Source organism: Anaerobacillus alkaliphilus (assembly GCF_004116265.1).
Lineage (GTDB): Bacteria > Bacillota > Bacilli > Bacillales > Anaerobacillaceae > Anaerobacillus > Anaerobacillus alkaliphilus.
The window spans coordinates 590,550-616,097 of the sequence record NZ_QOUX01000001.1 but is presented as its reverse complement, the minus strand read 5'-3'; the positions used below and the strand labels follow the sequence as shown (position 1 = coordinate 616,097).

The 25,548-nt window shown below is 37.6% G+C and carries 35 protein-coding genes and 1 other annotated feature; of the genes, 1 reads left to right on the top strand and 34 read right to left on the bottom strand.

Annotated elements, in window-relative coordinates:
- Positions 1-54 precede the first annotated feature (54 nt).
- From DS745_RS03345 to DS745_RS03270, 16 genes are all read right to left on the bottom strand, one after another.
- Positions 55-495: a hypothetical protein gene (locus DS745_RS03345; protein WP_129076778.1), complete on the bottom strand. Its 441-nt coding sequence runs from the start codon at positions 493-495 to the stop codon at positions 55-57.
- 104 nt (positions 496-599) lie between these two features.
- Positions 600-818, bottom strand: coding sequence for a helix-turn-helix transcriptional regulator (locus DS745_RS03340; protein WP_129076777.1), 219 nt, complete (start codon positions 816-818; stop codon positions 600-602).
- A complete protein-coding gene (locus DS745_RS03335) occupies positions 819-1,136 on the bottom strand; it encodes a DUF6442 family protein (RefSeq protein ID WP_129076776.1) in 318 nt (105 codons plus the stop codon). It lies immediately after the preceding gene.
- A gap of 165 nt (positions 1,137-1,301) precedes the next feature.
- Positions 1,302-1,613, bottom strand: a complete 312-nt coding sequence (locus tag DS745_RS03330; protein WP_129076775.1) for a hypothetical protein — start codon at positions 1,611-1,613, stop codon at positions 1,302-1,304.
- A 129-nt stretch (positions 1,614-1,742) separates the two neighbouring features.
- Entirely contained in the window at positions 1,743-2,108 is a 366-nt protein-coding gene (locus tag DS745_RS03325) for a hypothetical protein (RefSeq protein WP_129076774.1), read from the bottom strand.
- A gap of 378 nt (positions 2,109-2,486) precedes the next feature.
- The gene (locus tag DS745_RS03320; RefSeq protein WP_129076773.1) at positions 2,487-2,720 is read right to left on the bottom strand and encodes a hypothetical protein; all 234 of its coding nucleotides are present in this window, start codon (positions 2,718-2,720) and stop codon (positions 2,487-2,489) included.
- A gap of 23 nt (positions 2,721-2,743) precedes the next feature.
- Positions 2,744-2,959, bottom strand: coding sequence for a hypothetical protein (locus DS745_RS03315; RefSeq protein WP_129076772.1), 216 nt, complete (start codon positions 2,957-2,959; stop codon positions 2,744-2,746).
- Positions 2,960-2,981: 22 nt separating this feature from the next.
- Positions 2,982-4,466: an NCS1 family transporter gene (locus tag DS745_RS03310; RefSeq protein WP_129076771.1), complete on the bottom strand. Its 1,485-nt coding sequence runs from the start codon at positions 4,464-4,466 to the stop codon at positions 2,982-2,984.
- A gap of 117 nt (positions 4,467-4,583) precedes the next feature.
- A complete protein-coding gene (gene hydA / locus DS745_RS03305) occupies positions 4,584-5,999 on the bottom strand; it encodes a dihydropyrimidinase (RefSeq protein WP_129076770.1) in 1,416 nt (471 codons plus the stop codon).
- Between the two features lie 10 nt (positions 6,000-6,009).
- A complete protein-coding gene (preA, locus tag DS745_RS03300) occupies positions 6,010-7,296 on the bottom strand; it encodes an NAD-dependent dihydropyrimidine dehydrogenase subunit PreA (RefSeq protein WP_129076769.1) in 1,287 nt (428 codons plus the stop codon).
- 31 nt (positions 7,297-7,327) lie between these two features.
- Complete coding sequence (locus DS745_RS03295; protein ID WP_129076768.1) at positions 7,328-8,686, bottom strand: NAD(P)-dependent oxidoreductase; 1,359 nt, start codon at positions 8,684-8,686, stop codon at positions 7,328-7,330.
- Positions 8,687-8,762: 76 nt separating this feature from the next.
- On the bottom strand, positions 8,763-9,653 hold the full coding sequence (locus DS745_RS03290; RefSeq protein WP_129076767.1) for a nitrilase-related carbon-nitrogen hydrolase: 891 nt from the start codon (positions 9,651-9,653) through the stop codon (positions 8,763-8,765).
- A 234-nt stretch (positions 9,654-9,887) separates the two neighbouring features.
- Entirely contained in the window at positions 9,888-10,337 is a 450-nt protein-coding gene (locus tag DS745_RS03285; protein WP_129076766.1) for a DMT family transporter, read from the bottom strand.
- 127 nt (positions 10,338-10,464) lie between these two features.
- Positions 10,465-10,947, bottom strand: coding sequence for a GNAT family N-acetyltransferase (locus DS745_RS03280; RefSeq protein ID WP_129076765.1), 483 nt, complete (start codon positions 10,945-10,947; stop codon positions 10,465-10,467).
- A 20-nt stretch (positions 10,948-10,967) separates the two neighbouring features.
- Positions 10,968-11,441 (bottom strand): tetratricopeptide repeat protein, encoded by a 474-nt coding sequence (locus DS745_RS03275; protein WP_129076764.1) that lies wholly within the window; start codon positions 11,439-11,441, stop codon positions 10,968-10,970.
- A 78-nt stretch (positions 11,442-11,519) separates the two neighbouring features.
- Complete coding sequence (locus tag DS745_RS03270; protein ID WP_241657698.1) at positions 11,520-12,203, bottom strand: YetF domain-containing protein; 684 nt, start codon at positions 12,201-12,203, stop codon at positions 11,520-11,522.
- Between the two features lie 136 nt (positions 12,204-12,339).
- Here DS745_RS03270 and DS745_RS24480 point away from each other — a divergent pair, with 136 nt between their 5' ends.
- Positions 12,340-12,531, top strand: a complete 192-nt coding sequence (locus tag DS745_RS24480; RefSeq protein WP_129076763.1) for a hypothetical protein — start codon at positions 12,340-12,342, stop codon at positions 12,529-12,531.
- A 28-nt stretch (positions 12,532-12,559) separates the two neighbouring features.
- On the opposite strand, the gene DS745_RS03260 is transcribed toward DS745_RS24480, so the two are convergent.
- The 18 genes from DS745_RS03260 to DS745_RS03175 form a co-directional block, all read right to left on the bottom strand.
- Positions 12,560-12,859 carry a zinc ribbon domain-containing protein gene (locus tag DS745_RS03260; protein ID WP_129076762.1) on the bottom strand — a complete coding sequence of 100 codons (300 nt, stop codon included), beginning with the start codon at positions 12,857-12,859 and terminating at the stop codon, positions 12,560-12,562.
- A 196-nt stretch (positions 12,860-13,055) separates the two neighbouring features.
- Entirely contained in the window at positions 13,056-13,385 is a 330-nt protein-coding gene (locus DS745_RS03255; RefSeq protein WP_129076761.1) for a low molecular weight protein tyrosine phosphatase family protein, read from the bottom strand.
- A gap of 99 nt (positions 13,386-13,484) precedes the next feature.
- Entirely contained in the window at positions 13,485-13,667 is a 183-nt protein-coding gene (locus DS745_RS03250; RefSeq protein WP_129076760.1) for a hypothetical protein, read from the bottom strand.
- A 235-nt stretch (positions 13,668-13,902) separates the two neighbouring features.
- A complete protein-coding gene (locus DS745_RS03245; protein WP_129076759.1) occupies positions 13,903-14,214 on the bottom strand; it encodes a hypothetical protein in 312 nt (103 codons plus the stop codon).
- A 147-nt stretch (positions 14,215-14,361) separates the two neighbouring features.
- Positions 14,362-14,733, bottom strand: a complete 372-nt coding sequence (locus tag DS745_RS03240) for a DUF4181 domain-containing protein (RefSeq protein WP_129076758.1) — start codon at positions 14,731-14,733, stop codon at positions 14,362-14,364.
- Between the two features lie 202 nt (positions 14,734-14,935).
- Positions 14,936-15,610, bottom strand: coding sequence for a class I SAM-dependent methyltransferase (locus DS745_RS03235; RefSeq protein WP_129077031.1), 675 nt, complete (start codon positions 15,608-15,610; stop codon positions 14,936-14,938).
- A 361-nt stretch (positions 15,611-15,971) separates the two neighbouring features.
- Positions 15,972-16,421, bottom strand: a complete 450-nt coding sequence (locus DS745_RS03230) for a DUF4829 domain-containing protein (protein ID WP_161568160.1) — start codon at positions 16,419-16,421, stop codon at positions 15,972-15,974.
- A 91-nt stretch (positions 16,422-16,512) separates the two neighbouring features.
- The gene (locus DS745_RS03225) at positions 16,513-16,929 is read right to left on the bottom strand and encodes a hypothetical protein (RefSeq protein WP_129076756.1); all 417 of its coding nucleotides are present in this window, start codon (positions 16,927-16,929) and stop codon (positions 16,513-16,515) included.
- 12 nt (positions 16,930-16,941) lie between these two features.
- Positions 16,942-17,331, bottom strand: coding sequence for a hypothetical protein (locus DS745_RS03220; RefSeq protein ID WP_129076755.1), 390 nt, complete (start codon positions 17,329-17,331; stop codon positions 16,942-16,944).
- A 126-nt stretch (positions 17,332-17,457) separates the two neighbouring features.
- On the bottom strand, positions 17,458-17,802 hold the full coding sequence (locus tag DS745_RS03215; RefSeq protein ID WP_129076754.1) for a DUF3221 domain-containing protein: 345 nt from the start codon (positions 17,800-17,802) through the stop codon (positions 17,458-17,460).
- 14 nt (positions 17,803-17,816) lie between these two features.
- The gene (locus tag DS745_RS03210; RefSeq protein ID WP_129076753.1) at positions 17,817-18,698 is read right to left on the bottom strand and encodes an aminoglycoside 6-adenylyltransferase; all 882 of its coding nucleotides are present in this window, start codon (positions 18,696-18,698) and stop codon (positions 17,817-17,819) included.
- A gap of 106 nt (positions 18,699-18,804) precedes the next feature.
- Positions 18,805-19,626 carry a hypothetical protein gene (locus DS745_RS03205; protein WP_129076752.1) on the bottom strand — a complete coding sequence of 274 codons (822 nt, stop codon included), beginning with the start codon at positions 19,624-19,626 and terminating at the stop codon, positions 18,805-18,807.
- 54 nt (positions 19,627-19,680) lie between these two features.
- The gene (locus DS745_RS03200; RefSeq protein ID WP_129076751.1) at positions 19,681-21,324 is read right to left on the bottom strand and encodes a glutamine--tRNA ligase/YqeY domain fusion protein; all 1,644 of its coding nucleotides are present in this window, start codon (positions 21,322-21,324) and stop codon (positions 19,681-19,683) included.
- Between the two features lie 59 nt (positions 21,325-21,383).
- Positions 21,384-21,630: a binding site (T-box leader), on the bottom strand.
- Between the two features lie 131 nt (positions 21,631-21,761).
- Positions 21,762-22,226, bottom strand: coding sequence for a GNAT family N-acetyltransferase (locus DS745_RS03195; protein ID WP_129076750.1), 465 nt, complete (start codon positions 22,224-22,226; stop codon positions 21,762-21,764).
- 444 nt (positions 22,227-22,670) lie between these two features.
- Positions 22,671-23,270: a dienelactone hydrolase family protein gene (locus DS745_RS03190; RefSeq protein ID WP_129076749.1), complete on the bottom strand. Its 600-nt coding sequence runs from the start codon at positions 23,268-23,270 to the stop codon at positions 22,671-22,673.
- 99 nt (positions 23,271-23,369) lie between these two features.
- The gene (locus tag DS745_RS03185) at positions 23,370-24,146 is read right to left on the bottom strand and encodes a DUF6843 domain-containing protein (RefSeq protein ID WP_129076748.1); all 777 of its coding nucleotides are present in this window, start codon (positions 24,144-24,146) and stop codon (positions 23,370-23,372) included.
- Between the two features lie 246 nt (positions 24,147-24,392).
- On the bottom strand, positions 24,393-24,917 hold the full coding sequence (locus DS745_RS03180; protein WP_129076747.1) for a general stress protein: 525 nt from the start codon (positions 24,915-24,917) through the stop codon (positions 24,393-24,395).
- A 13-nt stretch (positions 24,918-24,930) separates the two neighbouring features.
- Positions 24,931-25,500, bottom strand: a complete 570-nt coding sequence (locus DS745_RS03175) for a hypothetical protein (protein WP_129076746.1) — start codon at positions 25,498-25,500, stop codon at positions 24,931-24,933.
- Positions 25,501-25,548 lie beyond the last annotated feature (48 nt).

Genomic DNA, 25,548 nt, shown 5'->3' with positions numbered 1-25,548 from the left:
TTTTACTTCAACAAGAAAAAGGCGATAACCTTCAACTAAGCTATCGCTCTCCATTTAATTTATTAAAGTTTTATTTTTTTTAATTTTAAAATATAAAATTTCGTATGCGTCAGGTGACTTCAATATTAAATGAGAGTACAAAACTAAAATTCTTCCAATGAATTTTTCTTCATCTTCAACATTAATTTTGCTCTCATCAAAGGTTATCGGTAAAAATAAAAGATAATTCCCTGCAATCCTTGACCATAAATTTTGTAAATAACCTATGTCATCTTTGCTGACTATTTTTGTAGAAGGTATTGTTTTACCATCCCACCAAAGGATAGTACATTTCTCATCACCATATAGCCTTTTCACAAAATCAAATATCTCATCTAAAACTTGTTCTTTTGGTTCACCTGAAGGTTCTTCAATCAGTGTCGTTATATTAGCAATTTCCCTGTCAACTTTATCTAGCCCTATTTCGTCTAAAAAACTATCCCATAAATGAGCCATAACATCACCTTTCTGGAACTAATGCACCCGTTTGTTGAATAAGAGCAGCGTCAGTTTTTTGTGCTAACGCTATCCTTTCGTGGAAGAAGCTAATAATAATTGAATTAATCAAAATAAAACAGCTCTTCAAACTTCTTATCTAATGCAATACATAATATTAATGCTAATTTAGCCGTCGGGTTAAACTGCCCTGTCTCAATTGAACTAATTGTTTGCCTTGAGACACCAACTGTATTTGCCAATTCACCTTGTGACATATTCTTTTCTGCTCGTGCTATTTTCAAACGATTTTTAAGTATAAGTTGTTCGGGCTTATCTTTCATTTAGTACACCCCATATTGGCTTAGCAAAGCTGCAAAAGAAAGAAAAACTGCAATTGTACACATGATTCCAGTAAATAAATATCCTTTCCTATCTCTCATATTAAAATATTGATAAAAAGAAACTGCGGCTGTCTGTGCTGCCAGTATCATCAAAATGTCGCTGACGAATTCATTATTAAAGGTGCGAAAAATGATTAAAAATAATATAACTGCAGTAACACTTAACCACCCAATTTGAAATGCTTTAGTTTTAACATGTTCTTCACGTTCATCCTTTTTTTCCTGCTGAGCTTTTTTTAAAATATCTTTCCTATTCATTTATAAGCCTCCTAACATTCTACGATTTAATTCTATAATTCGTATAACCGAATGTCAAGTTTTATTGTCATAAAGTAAAGTTTTATTGTCGTTTTAAAAAACTGCTTATCAATTAAAAAAGCGACTGCTCCCTTGAACATTCGCATTCTTTAGTTGAGTTAAATACTAAAAGAATTCATGTAGGGTTATACCTAAATCAAAAAATTGTTGCTCTATTCTTCTCCGTTCTTCTGCACTTCTTAAATATTCTAAAAAGCAATTTTTACATCCATGTGTTTCCACAACACAAGTATCTATAAATAAATCAAATGGTGGTTTATGTAGTGACAATGAATGACTCAGTATTTCTTTAAGTATTTCTCCATCATAAGTATTGGAAAGGATAGTATAAGTAAATCCGTCATTATTACTTTCGCCCCTGTATTCCCAATGCTTTAATACCTCTTTGTGGTCATATCCACATTCATCGCATTTCATTTTTTCACCTCTATTTAAGAGAACTATTATCGTAATTATTAAGGTACTATCCTGCTCAATGCAACAGAAGCAACAGCCTTCTTGTGCTATTGCTTCCATTACTGTAATAACACATTACCAAAAATATCCTTAATAATCAGCATCCCAAAACTTATCCTTTCTCATATCTCCAACAACTTTTTCGAACATATTCTCGCTACTAAAAATCATTCGAACAGGCGATTGAGTTGGACTACCACCAAATTTAGAACAAGGAAAAACTCTAACTTGATAAACGTTGTTCAATTTTCGATGGTACAAGTCCAAAAGCCAGTGTGTAGCGTTTGGGTAGTCAGGTGTTATTTCATCGTTTAGCATCGCAATTTTATCGTCTTCTCCCATTGGTAAAAGTTCATACTGTATGCACCGATTCCCTTTTCGCTTTCTCTTTTGACGTTTCGCCTCGTTTAAAATATTATATCTATTTTCAAACTTCTTCCTTAATCGTTTGTTCAATTTTTATCACACCTAAAAGTCATTATTTAATTTATAGCTTCTTTAACTATCCTGCTTCGTTAGCTAAAGTACACCTCTTCACAAACTTGTTTTTATAACTCTTTACTACTTTAACATAAAATACCAATTTCCTTGTGAGTTTTTTTAAGTTTGTATTCCAATTGAGAACTGGAAAGATATATTTAAGTTAAACCGTACATTAATTTGTACCCTCATTTGCGTATGTAACCTGTTGAACATACATATCACTATAATTTTTGAAAAATCGCTTTATACCAATAAAAATTGCCTACCAAATTTAGTAACAATTTGATAGGCAATTTACTCTACATTTTTTTTGCGATAGGTAACGAAACCCATTAAGGGAGTCCCTGCTTCTTAATTGATGAATGGGTAATTTAGTTCCATCTCTCTAACCATTGCATGAAATTGACTTTCGTCGCAAAACTGTTCGGCGCTCCAGTTTTTCAGAACCCAGAGGATTAGGTCTTGAGGGGTATTAAAGATTTCACCACATGAATCTGGCTTTCGAATTGTATATCGACCATTATCCTCATCAATTGTCACTTCACACGGGAACACATTTTGCTTAGAGCTTAACTTAAATTCCATGCCTAATACCCCCTTTAATTAATTTACGTTTTTTGTTGAATAAGAATTCCTGAAAAATACTTTCTTGCATCGGCTGTTAAAATGTGTAACGTTTCAACGTTTAGAGATTCCCCGTTTGCTTGCTGAAATTCTACAAAAGCACCACTTAAGTTTTCTGTGACGGCTTTAATTTTATAGCCTTGCTCAATCAAAAAATCAATTTTTTCACGCTCAGCTATATATTCATTATATGATGACATCTTTTAATCCTCTCCTCTATATCTATGCTTTTTCTCCAGGAATGACTGCCCCACCAACTGGAACCTCCACAGTTTCAGGCGCCTCATCAACCTCCCAGTAACGCCCGACTGTAATTCCTAAATACTTCTCATCATTCGGATCCGTAATTTCTGCTTGCTCATATTTCGAGAACCACCAATATTTTGCTAGGAAATAATAAGTAACGGACCCGACAAGGAAGCCAACGATAAATGAGTAGTTTGATAAGAAGTAAGCAGACCCCCCACCTAAAATCCAGGCAATAAATCCTGCCATATTAAAGCCATTGTAGTAACGGTATTGGCCATTGTCTTTATATAAATCTTGAACATTCACTCTACGCTTACGTAATAGATAATAGTCAGCAAACAAAATCCCTACAATTGCTGATAGAATTCCACCGACGATTAATAGTGCAGGAATGATAATCCCAAACAAGCTCCACGGTTGGACGATCGTTCCAATGACCCCGGCCGCTACTACCCCTGCCCAAAACGGAACTTTTGGTCCACCAACATTGGAATAAATTGTCGCTGCTGGAATTAAATTCGCCGAGATATTTGTTGACCATTGGGCAAACACAATCATTAACAAAAGAATTCCTAGTACTAATCCAGAAGCGGCTTCCTGTAAGGCAACAACAGGATCATAATTAGAAACAGCAATATAGGAAACTCCACCGATAATAATCATAAACGTTTGTGTAATCGGTAAAGCTACTAAGCTACCAACAATTTGAGTTTTGTTTCGCTTAAACCAGTTTCTTTCACGTAAAGGGGCCTTAAAGAAGCGCGAAAGAGACGGCATATCAGCAGCGAGTGTTCCCCAGAAGCCCATGTTTGCCATAATCACAACAATAAATGCAGTAAACGCTGCGCCACCAGTGACTGGGCTTTCCACCCAAGCCCACACTTCACGTCCTTGGGCTAACGCAGATTCTGATAGCGTTGAATACATCCAAATTGAAATTAAGATTATGATTGGAGCTGCTAAATCAGCAAATCTCTCAACTGCCTTAATACCTAATGACGTATTAATAACCTGTATCGTTGCGAAGATTAAGAAACAGACGAACCAGTTATCAAAACCTATAAGGACAAATAAAATGGCATTCATCGCTGTTGAACCAAAATACGTATTGATCCCAAACCAACATGATGCTACAAATCCCCGGATAATAGATGGGATATGAGTACCAACCGTTCCAAACGGAGCCCGCATATAAACAGGAAATGATAGCCCATGTTCCACACCAATATCACCAATTAATGTCATACAAAGTCCAATTGCAATCGAACCGATGATTGTTGCGAACACAACCCAGCCAAGCGAGAGACTCTGAACCCCAGTTCCTCCAATAGCAAATGCCGCAAGCACAACTGCCATTCCTACCCAGATAAAAGCAAAACCAATCGGACTTATTTTCTTCCCACTTTGGGTGGTAGGAAGTAAGTCCGGTGACCGTAGATAACTTTCTTTTTTGTCCAATTTAATCGCCCCCAGTGTATTATTTTCTTAATATTCAGATATTTAGGTTTATAATTTTACTAGGAGAGCAAGTGCATAAGATCTCTTACGCACTTGCTATGAGTAGGATTGTTTGCGCTAGATTTTGAGTGTTTGACTTTTGTCTGAAGTCGTTGAGCCATATTTTGCTCGTTTTAAAAATTGTCCTTTACCAGGAGCCCCAACAAATTGCTTGTCACGAATGACAAACTCTCCCCTGGATAAGACGGATACAGGTTCTCCTGTTACCTTCATTCCTTCAAAGGCGCTGTAATCAACCGCCATATGATGGGTTTCTGCTGAGATCGTTCTTTCTACGTTTGGATCGAAAATGACAATGTCAGCGTCAGAACCAACAGCAATTGTTCCCTTTTGTGGAAACAGCCCAAATAATTTTGCAATTCTAGTAGACATTATGTCGACAAACTGGTTAAGATCAATTCTGCCTTTTTTCACCCCTTCGGAAAATAAGATGCTGACACGATCTTCAATAATTGGACCACCATTTGGAATTTTCGTAAAATCTCCTCTCCCTAGTTCTTTTTGAACTTTAAAATTAAATGAGCATTGATCAGAACCTAATGTTTGTAGCTGCCCATTTTTCAAAGCATTCCAAAGTACTTCTTGATGGGATTTATCCCGGAGTGGTGGCGACCAGACATATTTCGCCCCTTCAAAATCCGGCTTTTCTAGAGCTGTTTGATCTAATACCAAGTATTGCGGACACGTTTCGCCCCAAACGTCAAAGCCTTTATTTCTCGCTTCCGCAATGCGTTCAACTGCATCCGCGCAAGAAACGTGAACAACATACAGTTGTGAGCCTGCTAAACCTGTTAGCTGTGCCGCTCTGCCTGTTGCCTCACCTTCAATTTCCGGTGGTCTTGTAAGAGCATGATAAATTGGATCCGTATTTCCTTCAGCCAATGCTTTTTTTGTTAAAAAGTCGATGACATCACCGTTCTCAGCGTGTACCATCACGAGGCCGCCTAGCTCTTTAGCTGCTACTAACGTACGGAATAATGTTTCATCATCTGCTTGTAGCACATTTTTATAGGCCATAAATACTTTAAAGGAAGTAATTCCTTCATCGTCGATGACACTCGGTAGCTCTTCTAAAACAGCGTCATTCACTTCACCAATCATTAAGTGGAATCCATAATCAATCACTGCTTTATCCTTGGACTTGTCATGCCAAACTTGGATGGCATTCTTTAATGGCTCCCCTTTATTCGTTAAGCAAAAGTCAATGACAGTGGTTGTTCCACCAAACGCAGCTGCAATTGTGCCTGTTTCAAAGTCATCGACCGTAATCGTTCCTCCAAACGGCATTTCTAAATGAGTATGTGGGTCAATTCCCCCCGGAAAGACATAACAGCCATTTGCGTCAACTACTTCTGCACCTTCTTCAGAGAGCAGTTGTCCAATCGTCGAAATTTTTCCGTTCTCAATTAACACATCTGCTTGGTAGGTATCTGTTGCCGTTACAATTGTTCCGTTTCTAATTAGTTTTTTCATCGAGATCCTCCTATTTTACAAAGTCTACTTTACAAGATTGAACTGCTCCAAGAGCTGCTTGACGCTCGTTCCACGTCATTGGCGCTTGTTCATGTGGTAGCTCCACCATCTCAATCGCCCCATCCACAGGACAGACGATCGAACATAAATTACAGCCTACACAATCCTCTTCACGAACTTGCAGATATGGCTTTCCACTCTCTTCCTTCAACATATCAATACATTGGTGCGAGGTATCCTCACAGGCAATGTGACACTTGTTGCAATTGATACAGGTATCTTTATTAATCCTGGCAACGATCTTGTAGTTGAGATCAAGGTTCCCCCAGTCCGAATATTTCGGAACTACCTTACCTACTAAGTCCATAGCTGAGTCCAAGCCTTTTTCATCTAAGTAGTTTGATAGACCTTCAATAAAGTCTTCAACTATTCTAAACCCATGGTGCATCACCGCTGTACAAACCTGTACCCCCGTTGCTCCCATCAGCATAAATTCAACGGCATCCTGCCAGTTTGAGACTCCGCCCATACCTGAGATTGGAACATTAATCCTTGGACTTCTTGCACATTCTGCCACCATATTAAGTGCAATTGGCTTAACAGCCGGTCCACAGTAGCCACCATGAGCCCCTTTGCCAGCAACATGTGGGATCGTGTTCCACGTATTCAGATCAACACCTGCTAAACTATTAATCGTATTGATCATACTTATCGCATCAGCACCACCCTGAACAGCAGCTTCAGCTGTTATGGTAATATCAGTAATGTTTGGTGTTAGCTTAACAATGACGGGTGTTTGCGCAACTTCCTTTACCCAATAGGTTTGCTTTTCGACTAACTCTGGTACTTGACCAGATGCCGCTCCCATCCCACGTTCTGCCATTCCATGTGGACAGCCAAAATTTAGCTCTAACCCATCAACACCAACATCCTCGACGCGCTTAACAATTTCATGCCATTTCTCTTGCTTCGGCTCGACCATTAGTGAGGCAATGATTACATGGTTTGGAAATCTCTTTTTTGTTTCATAGATTTCTCGTAAATTCACCTCTAAAGGTCGATCGGTAATTAACTCAATATTATTAAAGCCAGCGACACGTTGGCCGTTAAAGCTTACAGCAGCAAACCTAGAAGACACGTTTAAAATCGGATCTCCGAGCGTTTTCCAAACAGCTCCTCCCCAACCTGCTTCAAACGCTCGTTGAACCTGATAACCAGAATTCGTTGGAGGTGCCGAGGCAAGCCAAAACGGATTCGGTGATTTAATTCCTGCAAGGTTTATTCGTAAATCAGCCATAATGAACCCTCCTTCAAGATTATATTTGCGATTATGCTGTTTCTACTTCTTGTTGCACAAGCTGCTTGTAAATGGCATACGCAGTCTCTTTTCCTTGCTGTGCAGCTGAAACAACCATCGCTTCCCCCTGTCCCTTACCAAAAATGACATCGCCACAGGCAAATACTTTTTCTTTAGACGTTTGGAATGTCACCTCATCAATTTTTACAACGCCATCATCATGTTCAAGACCAAACTGCTCAATTAATTGAACATATCTTGATTGACCAATCGCTTTAATGACAGCATCAACTTCAAGGACAAACTCCGAATTAGGTACCGGAACTGGTCGACGACGTCCATCATCACTTGGTTCTCCAAGCTCCATCTTGATACATTCAATCCCCGTCACTTTCCCATTTTCATCACCAATAATCCGTTTTGGAGCAGTTAACCAGCGGAATTCAACGCCTTCTTGTTTGGCAAACTCATATTCAAAATCATAAGCGGTCATTTCGTCAACCGTACGTCGATATAGGATTTTGACGTTTTCAGCACCTAAGCGTACCGAGCAAGTTGCACCATCAATCGCTGTGTTCCCAGCTCCAATCACGACCACACGCTTTCCTACATAATCATTTGTCAGCTGTTTTATTTTCGTATCTTTTACAAAATCGATTGCATCATAAACGCCATCTAACTCTTCACCATCAATCCCTAGCATCGGAACATTCGCCATCCCAATTGCTAACACAACAGCATCATAGTTATCTAAAAGCTCTTGGACAGAGACATCCTTGCCAACTCTTTTATTGGTACGGATCTCTACATCCAAGCTCTTGACTTGATCTACCTCCCAAAACGAGATCGCCTGTGGTAACCGGAACGAGACAATCCCATACGTGTTCAATCCACCGGCTAGTTTTTCAGCTTCAAAAATTGTGACTTGAAAGCCTAGTAACGCTAACTCTCTTGCTGCGGATAACCCTCCTGGACCTCCACCAACAATCGCGACTGATTTGCCATTCTTTTTACCAGCTTTAAATAAAACTTGTTCATTTTGGATCGCCCAATCGGTCGCATAGCGCTGTAAGTTTCCAATTAAAATTGGTTTTGTGGAGTGGTTGAGGACACAGGCACCTTCGCAAAGCTCCTCAGTTGGACAGACACGCGCACAGCTCGCTCCTACGGGATTTGCGGTCATAATTGTTTTGGCAGAGCCTTTTAAATTCCCTGAAGCAATCTTCTTAATAAACGTAGGAATATCAATGCCTGTCGGACAGGCCTGAATACAGGGAGCATCGTAGCAATATAAACAACGGTTTGCTTCTTCAAATGCTTCTTGATTTGTTAAGCCAGGATGAACTTCTTGAAAATTCTTTTCTAAGTCATGCAACGATCTGTTTGTCATAGAAATGCCTCCTTTATCTACAAAGTTGAGAGAGCAATAGGAGTTAGACTTATTCCTATTGCTCCTGTTTTTCTTCTTATGGTAAAAGATCTGTCATTTCTTGATACGTTTCAGGACGACGATCACGGTAGAATTGCCAAGTATCACGAACTTCACGGATCGTCTTCTTATCCATTTCACCAATTACAACCTCATCATTATCACGGCTACCCATGGCTACAAAACTACCTCTTGGATCGCAAAGATACGATTGTCCGTAAAATTCACCCATGTTCCACGGAGCTTCAAAGCCAACACGGTTGATTGCGCCAATATAATACCCATTAGCTACGGCGTGCGCTGGTTGTTCAAGCTTCCATAGATATTCAGAAAGACCAGCAACAGTTGCTGAAGGATTAAAGACAATTTCCGCTCCGTTTAACCCTAGCAATCTCGCACCCTCTGGGAAGTGACGGTCATAGCAGATGTAGACCCCAATTTTTGCAAAGGCTGTATCAAACACTGGGTACCCTAAGTTACCAGGTTTGAAGTAATATTTCTCCCAGAACCCGCAGCCTTGATCTCCCACTCCTACTTGAGGAATATGTTGTTTGCGATACTTCCCTAAGTACGAACCGTCTGCATCAATGACTGCCGCCGTATTATAGTAAGTAGCAATTCCTTCCCGTTCATAGATTGGGAGAACAATGACTACCCCTAGTTCTTTGGCTAAATCCTGAAATCTTCTAGTCGTTGGACCATTTGGAATTTCTTCTGCCGCATCGTACCACTTGGTTGTTTGCTCAGCACAGAAATACGGGCCATAGAAAATTTCCTGCAAACAGATAATTTGAGCCCCTTTATCTTTTGCCTCTCTTACTAGCTTGATATGTTTCTCAATCGCTTTCTCCTTGTGTACTTCAACAGGCTCATCCCCATGAACATCATTCGCTGCTTGAATAAGACCAATCATCACTTTATCTGACATATGAAACCCCTCCATAGGAAAAATATATTTAATAGTTCTAATTCAGTAAGCGCTTACACGAGTCATTTTCACGTATGTAAGACGTACTCACCTCCCTTATACACGCGAGAATATTTAGAATATACTGAATTTAGTTTAGTTTTGTTAATTGTACTTTGAATTCCAGGCCATTACACTATACATATTGTTAAATAGAAACTGCCCTTGATTGATCATTCTGTCAAAGGAAGATTGTTACTGAGTGATACTACCGCGATAAATAAAGAACAAACCAGCTAACATTAATAGCAGTCCGAACACTCGACTCCAATTCATCGGGATCGCCTGTATCCCTAAAAATCCAAAATGATCTATTGTTAAACTGATTAACATCTGTCCGATAATTGCCGCAAAAATTGTTAAAGCAACTCCCGTATGTGGAATAGAAAGGATGATCACCGTAACAAAAACTGCACCCAGGAAACCACCAAGCAATTGCCACTTTGGAACAGTAAAGATTTGATGAATTTGTCCTTTCCCAAAAAACAAAACGATAAACACGAGAAATAAGGTACCAATGAAAAACGAGATTAAGGATGCTTCTAGTCCACCAACCCTTTTCCCAAGTTCTCCATTTATTGAGGCTTGTACTCCTGCTAACACTCCCCCAACGATTGATAGAATGATAAACAAAAGTTTTGACACAAAACCACCTCCCTTATCTGTTCAATGGATATTATTATATATACCACAGTAATTTTGCGAATATTGTAACAATTTGAGGTGACAACAAAAAAACACGCTAGAAAATCTTCCAACGTGTGCTTGTCTATTATTTTCTTACCACATAAATTACTTGCTCAGCACCAAAGCGCTGGACGTTTTCCTTCACCGTCATTCCCAACCGTTCAAGCAGGCGGCAGGAGGCTTCATTTGCCGCTTGAGTTTCCGCCACCAATTCCGGTAATTGAAGTTCAGTGAATCCGTATTGGATTACCTCTTTTACTACTTCCGTAGCATACCCAGCGCCCCACCATTCAGGCAACAACTGATAGGAGACTTCTGTTGAAACCCCGTCATGGTGTGTGTCTAAGGAAACTGTCCCAATAAACTGCTTCGTGGCTTTTTCTCTTGCCACAAAATAAAGGGACCCATCATCAGCTTCTATAATACTAGTAAAGCTGCCTTTAACCCGTTCCTCAGTAACAGTTCCACCAAGGTACTCGCGAACTCTTTCATCTAAATAGAGTTTTTTTACATCCTCATAATCATCCTTATGGATCAAACTTAACACGCAGCGGTTTGTTTCGAGCATTAACGTTTTCCTCCTAAAATTCACCAAGTGTTATTTAAATGGTCTTTATAATATGTAAGTGCTCGCTTATACTGTTGGATCGATTGATCTGTAGATGTATCTAGTAAAGTAGTCATAAGCAATTGAACAGATTTCTCATGCTCGCTTGTATTATAATAGCAGATTGCTAGAAACACTTTTATGGCACCATTGGCAGGGAACTCTTGTAAACCATTAGATAATATTTTCATGGCCTTTTCGTATTCACCGATGCAGCGTAAGCTACTTCCTAATTGAACATACGCCATTTCGCGATTAGGCCCTTGAATGTCATTTGCCAATGCTTTTTCATAGTAAGGGATGGCTTCTCTCTCGTTCCCTAATCCATCATGAAAGCTTCCATAATAGAAATTCACTTGACTGTCTTCTGGGTCTGCCTCTAGTAATTTATCTAAAATCTCTCTAGCGGCTTCATAGTTATTTGCTTCTAATAACGATATTGCTTCAGTTAACATATTACTCCCTCCCTAACTTCCTATTTTAGCACATTTTACCAAATAAAAAACACACCCTATTCGAGGCGTGCTTATGTTCTATATGTAAGTACTAACGTACAAGCTATCTCCTTCCAGCCATTCTGCAAAAAACACTTGGTCTGGTTTTACAATCCCTTTTGCATTAAGTTGACTTAACAGCCAAGCTTCATCAAATCCAGCTTGCTTTAGGTTATCCCATAACACTTCACCATCACTAATTAAAGAGATTGGCATATAAACTGGCTGTGGTTTGAAATTAAAATCTTTATTCATCGGATTATCATATTGTTGTTTTCTAAGTACATTTACAGTTCCGTTCGCTTCTAAAATTGCGTACTCTACTTCACGCATTGAAAATATATCTTTATCGCGAAGAAGATGCTGGAGCTGGTTAATATCAAGCTTACTTTTCTTAAGTTGATGTCGATCTAGCTTTCCATTCCTGATAACGATCACTGGGTTCCCCTCTAATATGGACCTTGTCTTTTTAAACCTTTGTGTAATCCATTCTAGCAAGTAAATAAACGATCCCCAAAGTCCAATTGCGTAAAGTACATATTGAAGTCCAATGTCCTTATTATAAATCGCATTACCAATTAACTCCCCTAGAACAAGCGCAGAAACAAAATCAAACGGTGTTAGCTGAGTAATTTGCGTTTTCCCGAGCAACTTTGTAACTAGGAACAAGGCAAAAAAGCCTACAATCAATTCAATCGACAAATGATAAAAATTAGTATTCAAGAGTTCTCCCCACTTTTTGTTTTGCTCATTCCATTTTGGACAAAGAGTAGGTGAGATAAACATCCATACAAAATATGCCAATCACATTTATGTTTGTGTTAAAATTAGAAATAACATACAAGTAAAGGAGTATATTATGTTTCAAGAATTTTTACCATTTTTCGTTACTGCCCTGATAGCAGTTTTCGCAACTGATTACCTGTTTTCAAGACTTTCCCTAAGCAGCTCAAAGCCAAAGGTCGTAACTTCCTTTTACAAATGGCTTACGTATGGATTTTCCTTATACGTTCTACTATTAGTAGCAGCTTTTCTTGGGTTTTTACCCTAAAGTTAGTTGGATGTTTCCTTCTATCTTATTATAATTTTCTATGTCCACAATTTGGACACGATGAAAAGGTGTTATCGTATTCATAGTCACAATTGGGACAGTTCATTAGTATTTTGTGAAGTTGTCTCATAAACTCATTTTGCACTTGTAACTGATGTAAAATGTTTAACTGGTTATCAATGATTTGGGAAAACGCAAATAATATCATGCCAATGAAAACTCCACCTGCTAAAAAAAGGAGAAATCCCAAGAATGTCCCAGTAAAAACACCTGTTATAACACTAATAATGATTGCTACCGCTCCAGTGATAATAAGTGCTGTGCTCAATAATAACAACTCCTCTCCGTTGAAAACTTCTGCTCATGTAGTGGTATGACGAACAAACACCAATCAATAAGAAAACCTTGACACCCGTTTTACTAAATTTCTCAATAATATTTAATTAAATGAGCTGCAACTTGCAGTTCATTTTACTTGCCATTAACGTAAGATAAATTTAGTTTTCTGTTGAGTGACAACAGCTTTACTCTGGAACTTCTAAAAATTCTCCAACCCGAGCTTTTAGGATTTCTATTAACTCATCGTCCATATAGCAGTAATCATCTGGAATGTCTAAATTCAAGACCTTTTTATTATTGAGCATTGGTCCAAACTTATCTTTTAACCGTCGTATATGCTTTTTCTCCATTACAAAAATAAAGTCTGCCCACCCAATGTGTCCGTTCGTAACCTTAACCTTTGCACCAACCTCTGTTCCTGCTGATCTTACATCATAACCATTGAAATCATGAAAAATCTTTTCAGCTGTCGGGCTTCGCCATTTGTTCTTACTACATATAAATAGGATTTTAATTTCAACTCACTCCTTACAACAAATTTGTCTCATTACTTCTTTCGCTAACCAGGGTTATCTATTACAGAAAATGCTCTCGTTTGATGAAATAGCAAAATGTTATTTTAAGCTTTTAGTTCTTGCCAAAATTTCCGAAACACCTATTGCTATACTTGCATTTAACATCGCAAATACTGAAATAACCATAGCTATACCTTCATATTCACCAATAAAATTCATTACAAAAGATATGAAACTAAAGAAAAATACAACTATGCCAAAAATAAATAAAAATCTATCCATTATCCCTCACCATTTCCATTCATAAAATCTGTTCCAAACTGCTTCTTTACTTGAATAAGTAAATTTTAACACTATCTACCAGTTACAAAAAGACAATTTTAATAGAAAAATAATAGGACCTGGTTTTATAAATATCCAGGTCCTTCACTCCAAATTTTCACTAAAGCACTCCGTTAACACTATAAGTACCGAGCTTCTACTAGCTGGTTTACTTGAAGTACAGCTTTACACAATCTTAATATCCGAATTTATCAATACTATGTTTTAACTCAAAAACTTCATAGCTTGTTCGAGACCCTTTTGATTTTATTTCAATTAAAAAAGCATTATTTTCTATTTCCAAACGGTACATATTACTTCCTACATATTCAATATTCGTTATTACTGAGTCATCACCTAAAACTTTTTCTCTTACACTGGGGTCACCAATTAATCTTAAAACTCTTTCTTCTGCTTTTAAATGATGATACATCTCATTAGGATTAATAACTAAGACTATAGTGATTACTAACATAAAACATAATATAAGTATTATATTCTTCTTCATTGACTTCTTCCCCCTAAGCTTTACTACTCCCTAATGCTAAACTCACAAACTGCTTCCGTTTCTCAATTACCGATTAGAATGAACCATCAATGCGACAGTTCCTGAACTAATCGTTAATGAAATAAGAATGAGCAATTATTAACTGGTTTAGTTAGCGTTAAAATGAAAAATAACCAATACGCTTATTATGCCAAACATCATTAATGAAAAGGAGAATATATGCTTTTTCCCATCAAGATAAATCCATTCTGCTAATGACCTAATCCCATAAGTCATAATGTAAAAGAAAACCCAGTACCATTTGCCAAGGTTAATATCATTTATGATATAGGTAGCAGTCGCAGCTAAAATAAGAATGAATATTGATATTATTCCTCCCCAACGTACAACCCTGCCACCCTTAGTTTCAGTAAAGTTCATGAACTCAGATAAGTCTTCATATTCTCCCTTAACAAATCTATTTCCTAATCTATCAAGATAAAATATCAGTATACAAAGCATACCTATTGAAACGTACATGAAAACCCTCCCTTACTATCTATATTTTTTATTACTCTGCTCAACATATGAAAAGCGACTTCCCTCTTCCGCTATCGGATTCTTTCTGTGTGTGGGATCGATATATATAGAGTTACTAAGGTTTAGAGTTGTATTAGGATCTTGGTGATTGCCCATAAAACCACCATACTTTTAATAGCTAGATGTTGTGGTACACTAGCACTCATAAACTTCCTTTCTGAAACAATCCTGCCCACAATCCTTCTACACCAAATAACTCTTCATTTTCAGAAACTTCTCTCATTCTTCTAATTTCAACAACCTCAAATTCATGAAAGATCTTCTTTAATTTCTCCTCTGTAAATCCTAAGCCACCTTGCAGACTACGTAACTTGTAAACCTCTAAATCAGAGATTGCAGAACCGCCTAGCTTCCCACCTTCAACAAAGCAGGTAATTGCAAAATAGCCTCCTGGCTTTAATGCTTTCATGACTAACTTTATATAACTCATTCTTCGATGTGGAGCGATATGATGAAAACAGCCAGAATCGTAGACTAAATCGTATGTACCTTCACTAAACTCTAACTCGAAAATATTCCTGCTCAAAAAATTCACTGAAGCATTTCTTTCTTTCGCTCGTTCTCCCGCCCATTCAAGTGCTTCTATTGAAAGATCGACCGCATCAACGACAAAACCTTTTTCAGCTAAATAAATCGCATTTCTTCCAGGCCCGCAGCCTAGCTCAAGAGCTTTGCCAGTACTAACGTAGCCCTTCTCAAAGTAACTGGCTAAATTTTCATCAGGAAAGTTAATAAAAAACGGAATTTTCTTGTCACGGTCTGAGTAGAACTCATCCCAATTAAAGCATTTTTCATCTGTTAAGAGCTCGTCTAACATGGTTAATAGATCATCAATACTTTTAATCAATTTCACTCTTCTTTCACATATATTTTCTACTAAATTTTATCAAGTAACATGAAAAGTTAGGTAACATTGCTGTTAAGAATGGATGAAATCCTCAAATTCAAAAAGATTCAATTAACCCACAACACACCTTAGAGCCCCTCATAACCTATCTATTTGCAAAAAAAAAATGTTTCTAGACATATCCCCTTTGCCTCTCTCATCCTGGTAAAAATCCCTTTTCAAACTCTCCTACACCTTTCCCTTCCCAAAACAATCATGACAAATGTTACAAAACTATTACAAACAAAAAAAAACAGCTTTACTGAAAATCTCAGTAAAGCTGCATCACGTTCTAGTAACCCCAATCATCAATTTTCCAAGGGGATGATTCAGAGTCTCTTGTAAGATAGTACCACCAACTATGTACGCCATTATCTAAACCAGAACCAAATCCACCTTGATAATCGACTTCAAATTCCACCTTAAAGACGCTGATATTAGATTTTTCGAAGTTCTTACCAAGACCATATGCGATAAAGTCTTCCTTCATCTTACCAGTAGTGTCTTCTTCAATTGAAAGAATTTGGATTGAATTCAAACTTTCGAGTTGCCACGAAACTCCATGTCGATCGTCAGACAATAACTGCTCCATTTTCTCTAAATCTTTATCATTTCGATACTCAAAAAATTTAGTGACTGTTTCTTTAGGTGACAAACTTACTTGCCCTTCCACCTCTTGGCTACACCCTGTCGTTATGAAAAATCCTGAGAGAATAACTAGTAATAATAAAACCTTTCTCAAGCGTTCCACTCCTTCCTTTTTTCCCTACTAAATAGTAGACGGTTCAATTCCAAAAAAGTTTCAAGCGATTGCCCAAATAGGCAATCGCTCACTAATTTCCAGAAAGCATTGTAAATGGAATTTCTTCCCCGTTCGCAATAGCCTTAATTGTTTCATATTCCTTGTCTAATTGAATTTTATATAATAACTCATACGTTAATGTCGGATCAGAAAAATTTCTCGTCTCCGATTGATCAAACAAAATATGAATCGTATCTTCAGTATGATCTACATGAAAGTTAGAAAAATATGTCGCTTTATTGCCTTGTACAACATTTCTGCCGTTTAGGAAGACATACATAGCCTTTTTCCCATCAAAATGGAGGTGAACGCCATTATCAAGCGAAACTAACTCAATAAATTCCTGCACGTTTTTACTCACACTACTCGTCTTAACTTCTGTAAAGGCTAATTCAGAATTACATCCTACTAAGAAAACAAGAAGAAATGTTACAAGGACCTTTTTCATCAGTTCCACCTCTTAACGTTTATTTGTTTCTTTCAGAGTAATGTTCTTGTCACTCATTTTATCAAGTTTAATAAGTTGATCGTAACTTAGAAAAGAATCATTCACAGCAAAACCAACGATACCATTAACTATGTAGTTTCCACCTTTAGATCTCACATCAACACTTGTCGTGATATACTCATCATTAAGGTGGTCACACTTATAGTAAATGTAGGTGTTCGTCTCATCATGGAAGATACTAAACTTTAAAGCATTTGGACTACTTTCAATGGCACGCCTCACTTCATATGGAGCATCGTCTAACGAAAGAACTTCAAAGTCTACTTTTTTTCCAATGCCAATGTAAACAGATAGAATTACAAGGGTGAAGGTGAAAAGAATTATAAACAGATTTTTATTCATTCATTCACGTCCTTTTCGCAACCATGATAAAGTTATTTTCGCCAGATCTTTCCAAAACCCTTTTTAATTGAATATCCTTTTAACATTTTATCCCTTTATTTTTCTACATGTTCATCTGCTATCGTTCTACTGGATTAATTTAATCTTAAGTGCTCCTGCTTTGAGAGGGTCCGATTCTCTCCAACCATCGACCCAAACTTCTACTAGTTGACCTTTTCTTAACTCAGAAAAATCTATCTTATTGTCGTTAGCATCTAAAATCTCAGTTTTATTAGAGACCAACAAAGACACTACAACCGGTGTAGGATAATAATTTGCAATTAGTTCCTGCACTAGTACTCTATCATCTATTTTCGTAATTTTACCTTTATGGTGTGCATCACTGGTAATTTCTTGGATTTTCTCTAAATCACTCGGACCACAACCTACAATCAGAAACAAAGCGATAAGTGTTATGAACAACTGCTTCATTTTTTTCCTCCAATTTAAAAGATTTCCCTTGCACCCTTTGACAATTCCCTTACTTGTCGCAAGTACTTCATCATATTTTGATCATCTTGGGTAGGATACGTAAAACCAAAGTGCTTCGCTACTTCTTGAGAAAGCATTCGAAATAATTCACAAGTAATAAAAATTGAGTCCCACATCTGTTCGTAGTAAGCTGAGGAATACGTTGCTTTATACATGTTCCAATAATCTTCTGGCAAATAAACTTTAAAGTACTTACCTAACTTCCCTGCAGATACCTGGAAGTCTGTTTCTACACCGATCCACCATGACACCATTTTATCAAGCGAGTCCCTTGTGGTGTATTCATACATCCATTTGACATATGGCAATTCATCACGCCAAATTCCCTTTGCCACGTTTTGCAAGCACCACCAAAAGTTATTTGTACAACTATTGAAGTCTCCTTCACTCGGCTTTTTCACATGGTAGTCTATATCGGTAGGGGGTGGAATGATTGGCAAAATATCATCCTTATCGAGTAAAGGAAGAGTTAGCTTATCTGTTTCATATCCTGCAAGCATGCTTTCCTTCGTTTCTAGATGAAGATCAATCCGATTTCCATCGGTAAATAACATTAGGTATGTATACGAGCGATCAAAGTTTTTCGGAATACCGACCCCTTGGTCTAACTTGTCCGGTTCTTGTATCATAAGTAAGTCCCCAAACACATTGATCCATTCTTCGTCTGCTAGAAAAGACGCTGTTCCAGTCACAACATAAACAATATCGTAGTCTTGGAAGATATCCTTTTGGACATTTGGATTTGTTCGCGACCCATTCATGTAAACGGCTCTAATTCTCTCATCCTTCTTGGCAAAACCCAAGATCAAATCAAACATTTCTTTCTCGCTTCTCACAGCTCCACCTCTTTTGTATAGTTATCGCCATCTTAACTATAACCTTTTCCCAATTTTTCCAAAAGAACAAAAAAAGCGATAGCTTCTTTTCGCTACCGCCATGTTGCTAATCTAACTTCTTAATCGCTACTGCATACCCTTGAGCAGGTAAGGAATGCAAGATCATACCGTCTGACCAAGCCATAACCTGATCACCGACTTTAATATCATCCACTTCTAACTCTGCACCGCTATGATCTCTGATAACCGTAGCATCGTTGATTGAAAAATAGATCTGGTCATCTATAAGTATTCTTCCATTTTCATCAATCTCCATTACTATTCCCGTTATAAAAGGCTCAGCAATAGGTAGACCGTTTTCATCAACTGCACTCATAATTCCTTCTTTAATATGGATAATTTCATCGTTTCCACCTGTAATCTCGCTTAGTAGGTCAAGATTAAGATCGGCTTTCGTTGAGACATCCATAAAAATTCGGTTTTCCATTTCATCAATGCCAAAAGAAAGAACTTGTCTTTCAGTCACTAATAATTGTTGATATGACTCATTTAATTTATTCATAATCGTATCTAACGTTTGATATGAATATTTGGCAGGTTTGATTTCAAACTCTAAATTGTCACTGCCCTTACTCTCTGCAAAAGCTACAATTCTTTCCCTCAAATCTTCATCGTAATAATCCTCTTGCACGAGCAATACGACATGCATATGTGGATCATGTGCTAGATAAAGTCCCGAAAAAGCCAACTCATCTAACTCATTTGCTACAAAATCACGGATGATATCGACAGCATCACCCTCAGGTACACCAATTGACTGCCCTCCGTCTGGACTTCCTTCGTACCCAGTTCGTGGCTCTTCTTGCTCTGGCGATTGCCCACATGCAGCTAAAGTTAACGATAAAATCAAAATCATCAAGTACTTCATGGTTCCTCTCCTTTAACCCTTTTTAAGTTAGACGACGAAGTACGAGAAAAAGTTTCATGACAAACGTTTCCATGAGTCCTTTAATGGTACAATTCGGTTTAGTACTAGTGTTTCTTCTGTCGTATATTTTTTATCGACACAGAAGTAGCCCTGGCGTAGAAATTGAAATTTCTCTTCTGGCAATGCGTTTGCAATAGACGGTTCAACGACCACACCTTTACGAATGGCTAATGAGTTTGTATTGATTTTCTCCTCCCACGTTGATTCTTTCTCGTTCTCCTCTACTAAAAGCTTATAGTACAAATGAACATCTACTTTTACCGCATGTTCTGCTGAAACCCAGTGAATTGTCCCTTTTACTTTTCGCCCTTTAAAACCAGTACCACTTTTCGTTTCTGGATCATAGGTACAACGCAACTCAAAAGTCTCACCATTTGTATCTTTAACAACCTCGTCACACTTGATAAAATAAGCGCCCATTAAGCGGACCTCTGTCCCTAACGTTAACCTCTTAAAGCCAGGCTCAGGTACTTCCATAAAATCTTCTCTTTCAATATAGACAACCCTGGAAAATGGAACTTCTCTACTACCTAGCTCAGGATTTTCACTGTTGTTTTTCACTGTTAGGTACTCGGTTTGTCCTTCTGGATAATTGGTAATGACAACGCGTAACGGTTCTAAAACCGCCATCACACTAGGCGCTTTAGGTTTCAGATCATTGCGAACCGAATGTTCAAGCATAGCCATATCTACAACTGTTTGATGTTTAGCCAACCCTATCTCTTCAATAAAATGACGAATAGCTGAAGGTGTAAAGCCCCGTCTTCTCATTCCTCGAATTGTTGGCATCCGCGGATCATCCCAACCATCAACATAACCTCCATGAACCAGTTCTCGTAAAAATCGTTTGCTTGTTACGACTCCCGTTACGTTCAATCGTCCGAACTCCCTTTGTTTCGGTGGCTCAATCAGATCTAATTCATTTAATACCCACTCATACAAAGGACGGTGATCCTTAAACTCAATGGAGCATAAAGAATGTGTAATTCCTTCAATCGCATCTTGAATTGGATGTGCAAAGTCGTACATTGGATAAATACACCAGTCATTTCCGGTTCTGTAATGCGAAGCATGAATAATTCTGTACAACACAGGGTCACGTAAGTTGATATTTGCTGAGCTCATGTCAATTTTTGCCCGTAGCACCTTTGATGCGTTAGCGAAATCACCATTCTTCATTTTTAAAAATAACTCTAGGTTCTCCTCCACCGATCGATGACGGTAAGGACTATCCTTGCCACCTTCAGTTAATGTTCCCCGGTATTCCGTCATTTCCTTTGGAGACAGATCACATACGTAAGCCTTCCCCTTTTTTATCAGCCTAACAGCCGACTCAAAAATTTGCTCTGAATAATCCGAACCGTAAAAGATATTGTCTGGTCTATATTCCAGCCATTCCAGATCCTCAATAATAGCGTTTACGTATTCAATGTCCTCCTTTAGCGGATTGGTATCATCAAACCTCAGATTAAATTTTCCTTTGAACTCTTTAGCAATCATATAATTGGTGTGAATGGCATAGGCACTTCCAATGTGCAAATACCCATTCGGTTCAGGAGGAAAACGAGTGCAAATCGGTCGTTGAAACGTTGCCTCCTTCACATCTTCTGCCACTAATTTTGTTAAAAAGTTATCCATGTCCTTCCCTCCTACTCAATTTTGGCCAATAAAAAAAATCTCACCTCCAAGACGTATGTCTTGGGGACGAGATTTGTTCGTGGTACCACCCCAGTTTATTAATATGTCACCATATTAACCTTGTCAGGTACGGCAATCAGCTTATACCCTAGCTCTATAACAGGAGCACCTGTCACACCATCCCCTAAAAGATTCCGATGTGCCGCTCGGAGGCTTGGTTCAATAACTTCATCTTTACTCCTTTTCAGCTACCGGAGCTCTCTGTAAAAAATGATCGCTATCTACTCTTCTCTTCATTGCGTTTGATTTGCTCTATAGTATCACCAAATTCAGGAAGTTGTAAAGATGATTTATGAAAATATTTTTTTAAAGTTAACACCTTAAAGAGTTGAAAAATTAAATCGGAACAACCACCCTTGAATGTGCTTATCCTATACTTATTTGAGTTTTAGTTTTAATCCTTCATGTGTTGCCTTAAAGCCTAACTTCTCATAAAATCTCAAAGCATCAGGACGCTCTTTATCTGTTGTGAGCTGTACTAAGTGACATCCACGTTCTTTGGCACGGTTAATTCCCCAATTAATTAGTTCAGTACCTATACCTTTTCCACGAGAAGCAGATGAAGTTCTTACCCCTTCAATGGTAGCCCTCCAACCGCCCTGATATGTTATATATGGAGTGAAGGTAATTTGTTGAACGCCTATGATTTCATCTCCATGACATGCTACAACTAATTCATTGTTTGGGTCAGATGAAATAGCTCTGAACGCTTCTATGTAACTATCTGGAAGGGGTTGCTCATATCTCTCCCTTTTTCTCCCTAAAACATCATCAGCTAGCATTTCAACAATTTTATCCAGATCTTGTTCTGTTGCTATTCTAAAATTAATTTCTTTTTCCATAAATCCCTCATCCTCCTAAACTCTAAAATACTTGCTCATTGTTATTGCTAATAAATCCCGCAAAAAAGCGTTAATTCCTCCTTGAATTAACGCAGTACAGAACGAGCCTTTACGAGACATCAGTGCTTTTTTTTAATAACCCTTTGCGATTTGCTATTAGGGAAATCAAAAACGAAACTATTATAGAAGAAATAATGATGTATACAATATTTAAAAAAGCAAACTCTGTGTAATTCCCAAATAGCAAAAGAAAAATGAGTGGAATACCAAACCACCTAGACCTAAATAGTCCAACCCATCCAATATATTCAGTGCTATCTTTCTGCTTTTTTGAAAATAGTATAGGCGAAAAAATAAGTATAAAAAGTCCAAAAGTTAACATAACGCTGAGAAAATCAAACTGCAAAACACTCACACCCCTTTCTCGATAAAGAGTCATTTGAGTTAACGTAATTTCTGAAAGAAATTCATCATTTGTGTATATGCTTTTTGTGCTGACTCCTCATTATATTTTGAAGAGTACGCGTCACTGAATCCATGTTGACCACTGAATTTATATAGCTTACTATTCTTTTTATCCAAAGTGGAAATTAACTCATCCACATTACATGATTTTTCTTCAGTGGAAAAGAAAAGCATTACTGGAGATTTTGGTAAAATGCCAACATAATTTCTAATACGTGAACCATAGTATCCTACTATTCCATCAACAGATTCATCCTCACTACATAACCAAGCTATGGTCGCCCCAACACTAAATCCGACAATAAATATTCTTTTGTATTGATTTTTAATATCTGACAAAATATCTTTTATTTTATGTAATGCCTTGTCAAAACCAACGTTCTCCATAAAATGATGATAAGCTACTTTCTCTTGATGATATTCAAATGGTGTATGACTCTCGTATAAATCAGGACAGAAAACATCAAAATTCTGTTCTGATAGAGACTCACAAAAATTCTTCATATGTTGATTTATTCCATAAATTTCGTGGATTACAATGATTACACTATCAGAATTTTTATCAGTTAATTTAATCATTTGCACCTCCGGTAATACTATGATTCTTTTCATCTTCATCTAAACTGCTCAATAAACCAGTGTTAAAAAGGAGCTGCATTTTGCAACTCCTTTTAACGACTAGTCCTCAAACATCCGTTCTAGCACTTTATCACTGAGCCGCCTGTAACGTTCATTTCCTTGCATAAAATAGTTTTCGCCACACATACTTTTTGTCAATTGTAGCTTCTCATAGTTTGCGGTCTTGCCGTTGGAATCATTAAATGAGCCGACCCCGTCATAGTGGACACAATCATGAGGAATCATAGTTCTTTCTCCTGCTTGATCTACGTAATAATACTCGTTATTTAATATCCCGAATGATTGTGGAGACGATGTCTTATAAAACCCATATGTGTCCTCATCTTCTTTTAGCTTTGCAACTTCAACTGGAACGACTTTATATGCTCCTTCTGTTTCCGGCTTCGGCTGATTAGGCTCACTATAGAACACAATTATCGGACCTTCAAAACCTTCCGGAATTAAATAAATCGTATTAGTCTTTTCTTGAAAGAGTGGAGGAACCTTATAAACTGCAAAAATAGCCAATGCCAAAAACGCAACAATAACAAGACTACTGCCAAGCAGCTTTTTCCTGCTTCTCTCTCTTCGGTGCAGCCATTCATTAATAACAAAAAAGAGACAGGCACTGAAGACCGCATAATACGCTAGAAAATCAATAAATATTACAGTTGCTGCCCCAAAGAATAGATGGATTAGCCCCGCTACCAGCAGACGGTAGTCTTGCATGTTTTTCGTTAACCAATCTGACAGTAAAGATACTGGAATCCCATAAATAACGGTTCCAATTGCGGTGTATACAAACACTATTGCAGCAAACAAAATAGAGTCCTGCATGATCAAACCTGCAATCAAATAAAAGCCGCTTACAAGCAGGGAAACATATAGTGCAGTTAACAATTTTTTGATCATCGAATGATATCAATTCCTTTGTGAAAATGAGTAATTACAAGGTTTACTCACTTACTTGATTTAGTTGTCTACTTAAATAGACTGTTGTATCTTCGCTAATAGGATCTATAACGAACGGCTTTCCCTTTCTTCTTCAGGATTGCTCAGGAAAAAACTTACCCTTTACACAAATTACCGGTTAAGCCGCTTCCTAACGAAATCCTTACTTATACAAGCTTGCTTCAACCTTCTAGTCTTGGCAAGGTACTTAATGTCAGAAACATTATCATACGATAGCTGAAGATGGAAATAATTGATATATTCCAAGATGGAGAAAATATAGATAAACAGCGCAATAGCCATGCCTAGAGGCAAAGATGGATACCAAATATAGACATCGATGAAGAATGACAGAGGTGCAATCCAAATCCAAATGACATTCCACCTTTTCATTCTCCAAAGGTATTGCACCACTCTATCAGGGGTTATCGATGTCCCTTCCTTCTTTAAGCGCCTTCTTTTGCTATACCAATAATAGGACCCTTGCATCAAGAGAAAAAGTAGCAAAAGAAAAGAGACCCAGAAAGAAAACAAATAAAATAATCCTAGTCCAGGGAATGATAGATGCCACAAAAAGCTGACAAAGATAAAAACTACCATAGCGGCAGCCTCACCCGTATATAAAAATGTAAACCGCTTCTCTAACCTACTTCTCACCTAATACCTCCCCTTAATCATCGTAAGTGGTCCATTCGATTTCTTCATCTTCTATTAACTCCATTAGCGTTTTTAAATGATCTACATCATTCACAATTTTGTATTCATTCACATAATCCTCGTCAACAAAGAGGTAATAGCTGGTTGTCAAATAGTCGCCTCTTTTGGTTTTATTGGTAGCGAAAATTCGTATTTCGTATTCTCTACCATAATATCGAGCATCTCGATCTCTTTTTAATCTTAGTCCGCTAAAGTCATCCAAGATGCGTTCGATAATTTCCTCATCCTTAATCGTCACACTAGCAATTCTTGTTCGACGATCACTTGAAGGATCTAGGATTGTAATCGTGACATCTTTTATCTCAGTTTCCTCGTTAATATAGTTTGAAACAAGTTTCTCAAATGTTGTATATTGGCTTGCTACAATTAACAAAATTGTTCCAACAACTACTACCGCAACAGCGGATATTAATGTTTTTTTCTTTTTAAAGAACAAACTCAAGAAAAACGTCAGCAATGCCAGTAATATAACAAAGAGAACTAGATCAAATATTTCATATAAAAACCAAATAATCGTTGTCATATTTCCCTCCTAATCTGGTTATCTAATTACTAGCTTAACATAATTTAC

Bases quoted from the DNA above. Each gene is read 5' to 3' on its own strand.
- DS745_RS03345 (WP_129076778.1), bottom strand. From the start codon at position 495: ATGGCTCATTTATGGGATAGTTTTTTAGACGAAATAGGGCTAGATAAA.
- DS745_RS03340 (WP_129076777.1), bottom strand. From the start codon at position 818: ATGAAAGATAAGCCCGAACAACTTATACTTAAAAATCGTTTGAAAATA.
- DS745_RS03335 (WP_129076776.1), bottom strand. From the start codon at position 1,136: ATGAATAGGAAAGATATTTTAAAAAAAGCTCAGCAGGAAAAAAAGGAT.
- DS745_RS03330 (WP_129076775.1), bottom strand. From the start codon at position 1,613: ATGAAATGCGATGAATGTGGATATGACCACAAAGAGGTATTAAAGCAT.
- DS745_RS03320 (WP_129076773.1), bottom strand. From the start codon at position 2,720: ATGGAATTTAAGTTAAGCTCTAAGCAAAATGTGTTCCCGTGTGAAGTG.
- DS745_RS03315 (WP_129076772.1), bottom strand. From the start codon at position 2,959: ATGTCATCATATAATGAATATATAGCTGAGCGTGAAAAAATTGATTTT.
- hydA (WP_129076770.1), bottom strand. From the start codon at position 5,999: ATGAAAAAACTAATTAGAAACGGAACAATTGTAACGGCAACAGATACC.
- preA (WP_129076769.1), bottom strand. From the start codon at position 7,296: ATGGCTGATTTACGAATAAACCTTGCAGGAATTAAATCACCGAATCCG.
- DS745_RS03295 (WP_129076768.1), bottom strand. From the start codon at position 8,686: ATGACAAACAGATCGTTGCATGACTTAGAAAAGAATTTTCAAGAAGTT.
- DS745_RS03290 (WP_129076767.1), bottom strand. From the start codon at position 9,653: ATGTCAGATAAAGTGATGATTGGTCTTATTCAAGCAGCGAATGATGTT.
- DS745_RS03280 (WP_129076765.1), bottom strand. From the start codon at position 10,947: ATGCTCGAAACAAACCGCTGCGTGTTAAGTTTGATCCATAAGGATGAT.
- DS745_RS03275 (WP_129076764.1), bottom strand. From the start codon at position 11,441: ATGTTAACTGAAGCAATATCGTTATTAGAAGCAAATAACTATGAAGCC.
- DS745_RS24480 (WP_129076763.1), top strand. From the start codon at position 12,340: ATGTTTCAAGAATTTTTACCATTTTTCGTTACTGCCCTGATAGCAGTT.
- DS745_RS03250 (WP_129076760.1), bottom strand. From the start codon at position 13,667: ATGGATAGATTTTTATTTATTTTTGGCATAGTTGTATTTTTCTTTAGT.
- DS745_RS03245 (WP_129076759.1), bottom strand. From the start codon at position 14,214: ATGAAGAAGAATATAATACTTATATTATGTTTTATGTTAGTAATCACT.
- DS745_RS03240 (WP_129076758.1), bottom strand. From the start codon at position 14,733: ATGTACGTTTCAATAGGTATGCTTTGTATACTGATATTTTATCTTGAT.
- DS745_RS03235 (WP_129077031.1), bottom strand. From the start codon at position 15,610: ATGTTAGACGAGCTCTTAACAGATGAAAAATGCTTTAATTGGGATGAG.
- DS745_RS03225 (WP_129076756.1), bottom strand. From the start codon at position 16,929: ATGAAAAAGGTCCTTGTAACATTTCTTCTTGTTTTCTTAGTAGGATGT.
- DS745_RS03220 (WP_129076755.1), bottom strand. From the start codon at position 17,331: ATGAATAAAAATCTGTTTATAATTCTTTTCACCTTCACCCTTGTAATT.
- DS745_RS03215 (WP_129076754.1), bottom strand. From the start codon at position 17,802: ATGAAGCAGTTGTTCATAACACTTATCGCTTTGTTTCTGATTGTAGGT.
- DS745_RS03205 (WP_129076752.1), bottom strand. From the start codon at position 19,626: ATGAAGTACTTGATGATTTTGATTTTATCGTTAACTTTAGCTGCATGT.
- DS745_RS03200 (WP_129076751.1), bottom strand. From the start codon at position 21,324: ATGGATAACTTTTTAACAAAATTAGTGGCAGAAGATGTGAAGGAGGCA.
- DS745_RS03195 (WP_129076750.1), bottom strand. From the start codon at position 22,226: ATGGAAAAAGAAATTAATTTTAGAATAGCAACAGAACAAGATCTGGAT.
- DS745_RS03190 (WP_129076749.1), bottom strand. From the start codon at position 23,270: ATGATTAAATTAACTGATAAAAATTCTGATAGTGTAATCATTGTAATC.
- DS745_RS03185 (WP_129076748.1), bottom strand. From the start codon at position 24,146: ATGCAGGACTCTATTTTGTTTGCTGCAATAGTGTTTGTATACACCGCA.
- DS745_RS03175 (WP_129076746.1), bottom strand. From the start codon at position 25,500: ATGACAACGATTATTTGGTTTTTATATGAAATATTTGATCTAGTTCTC.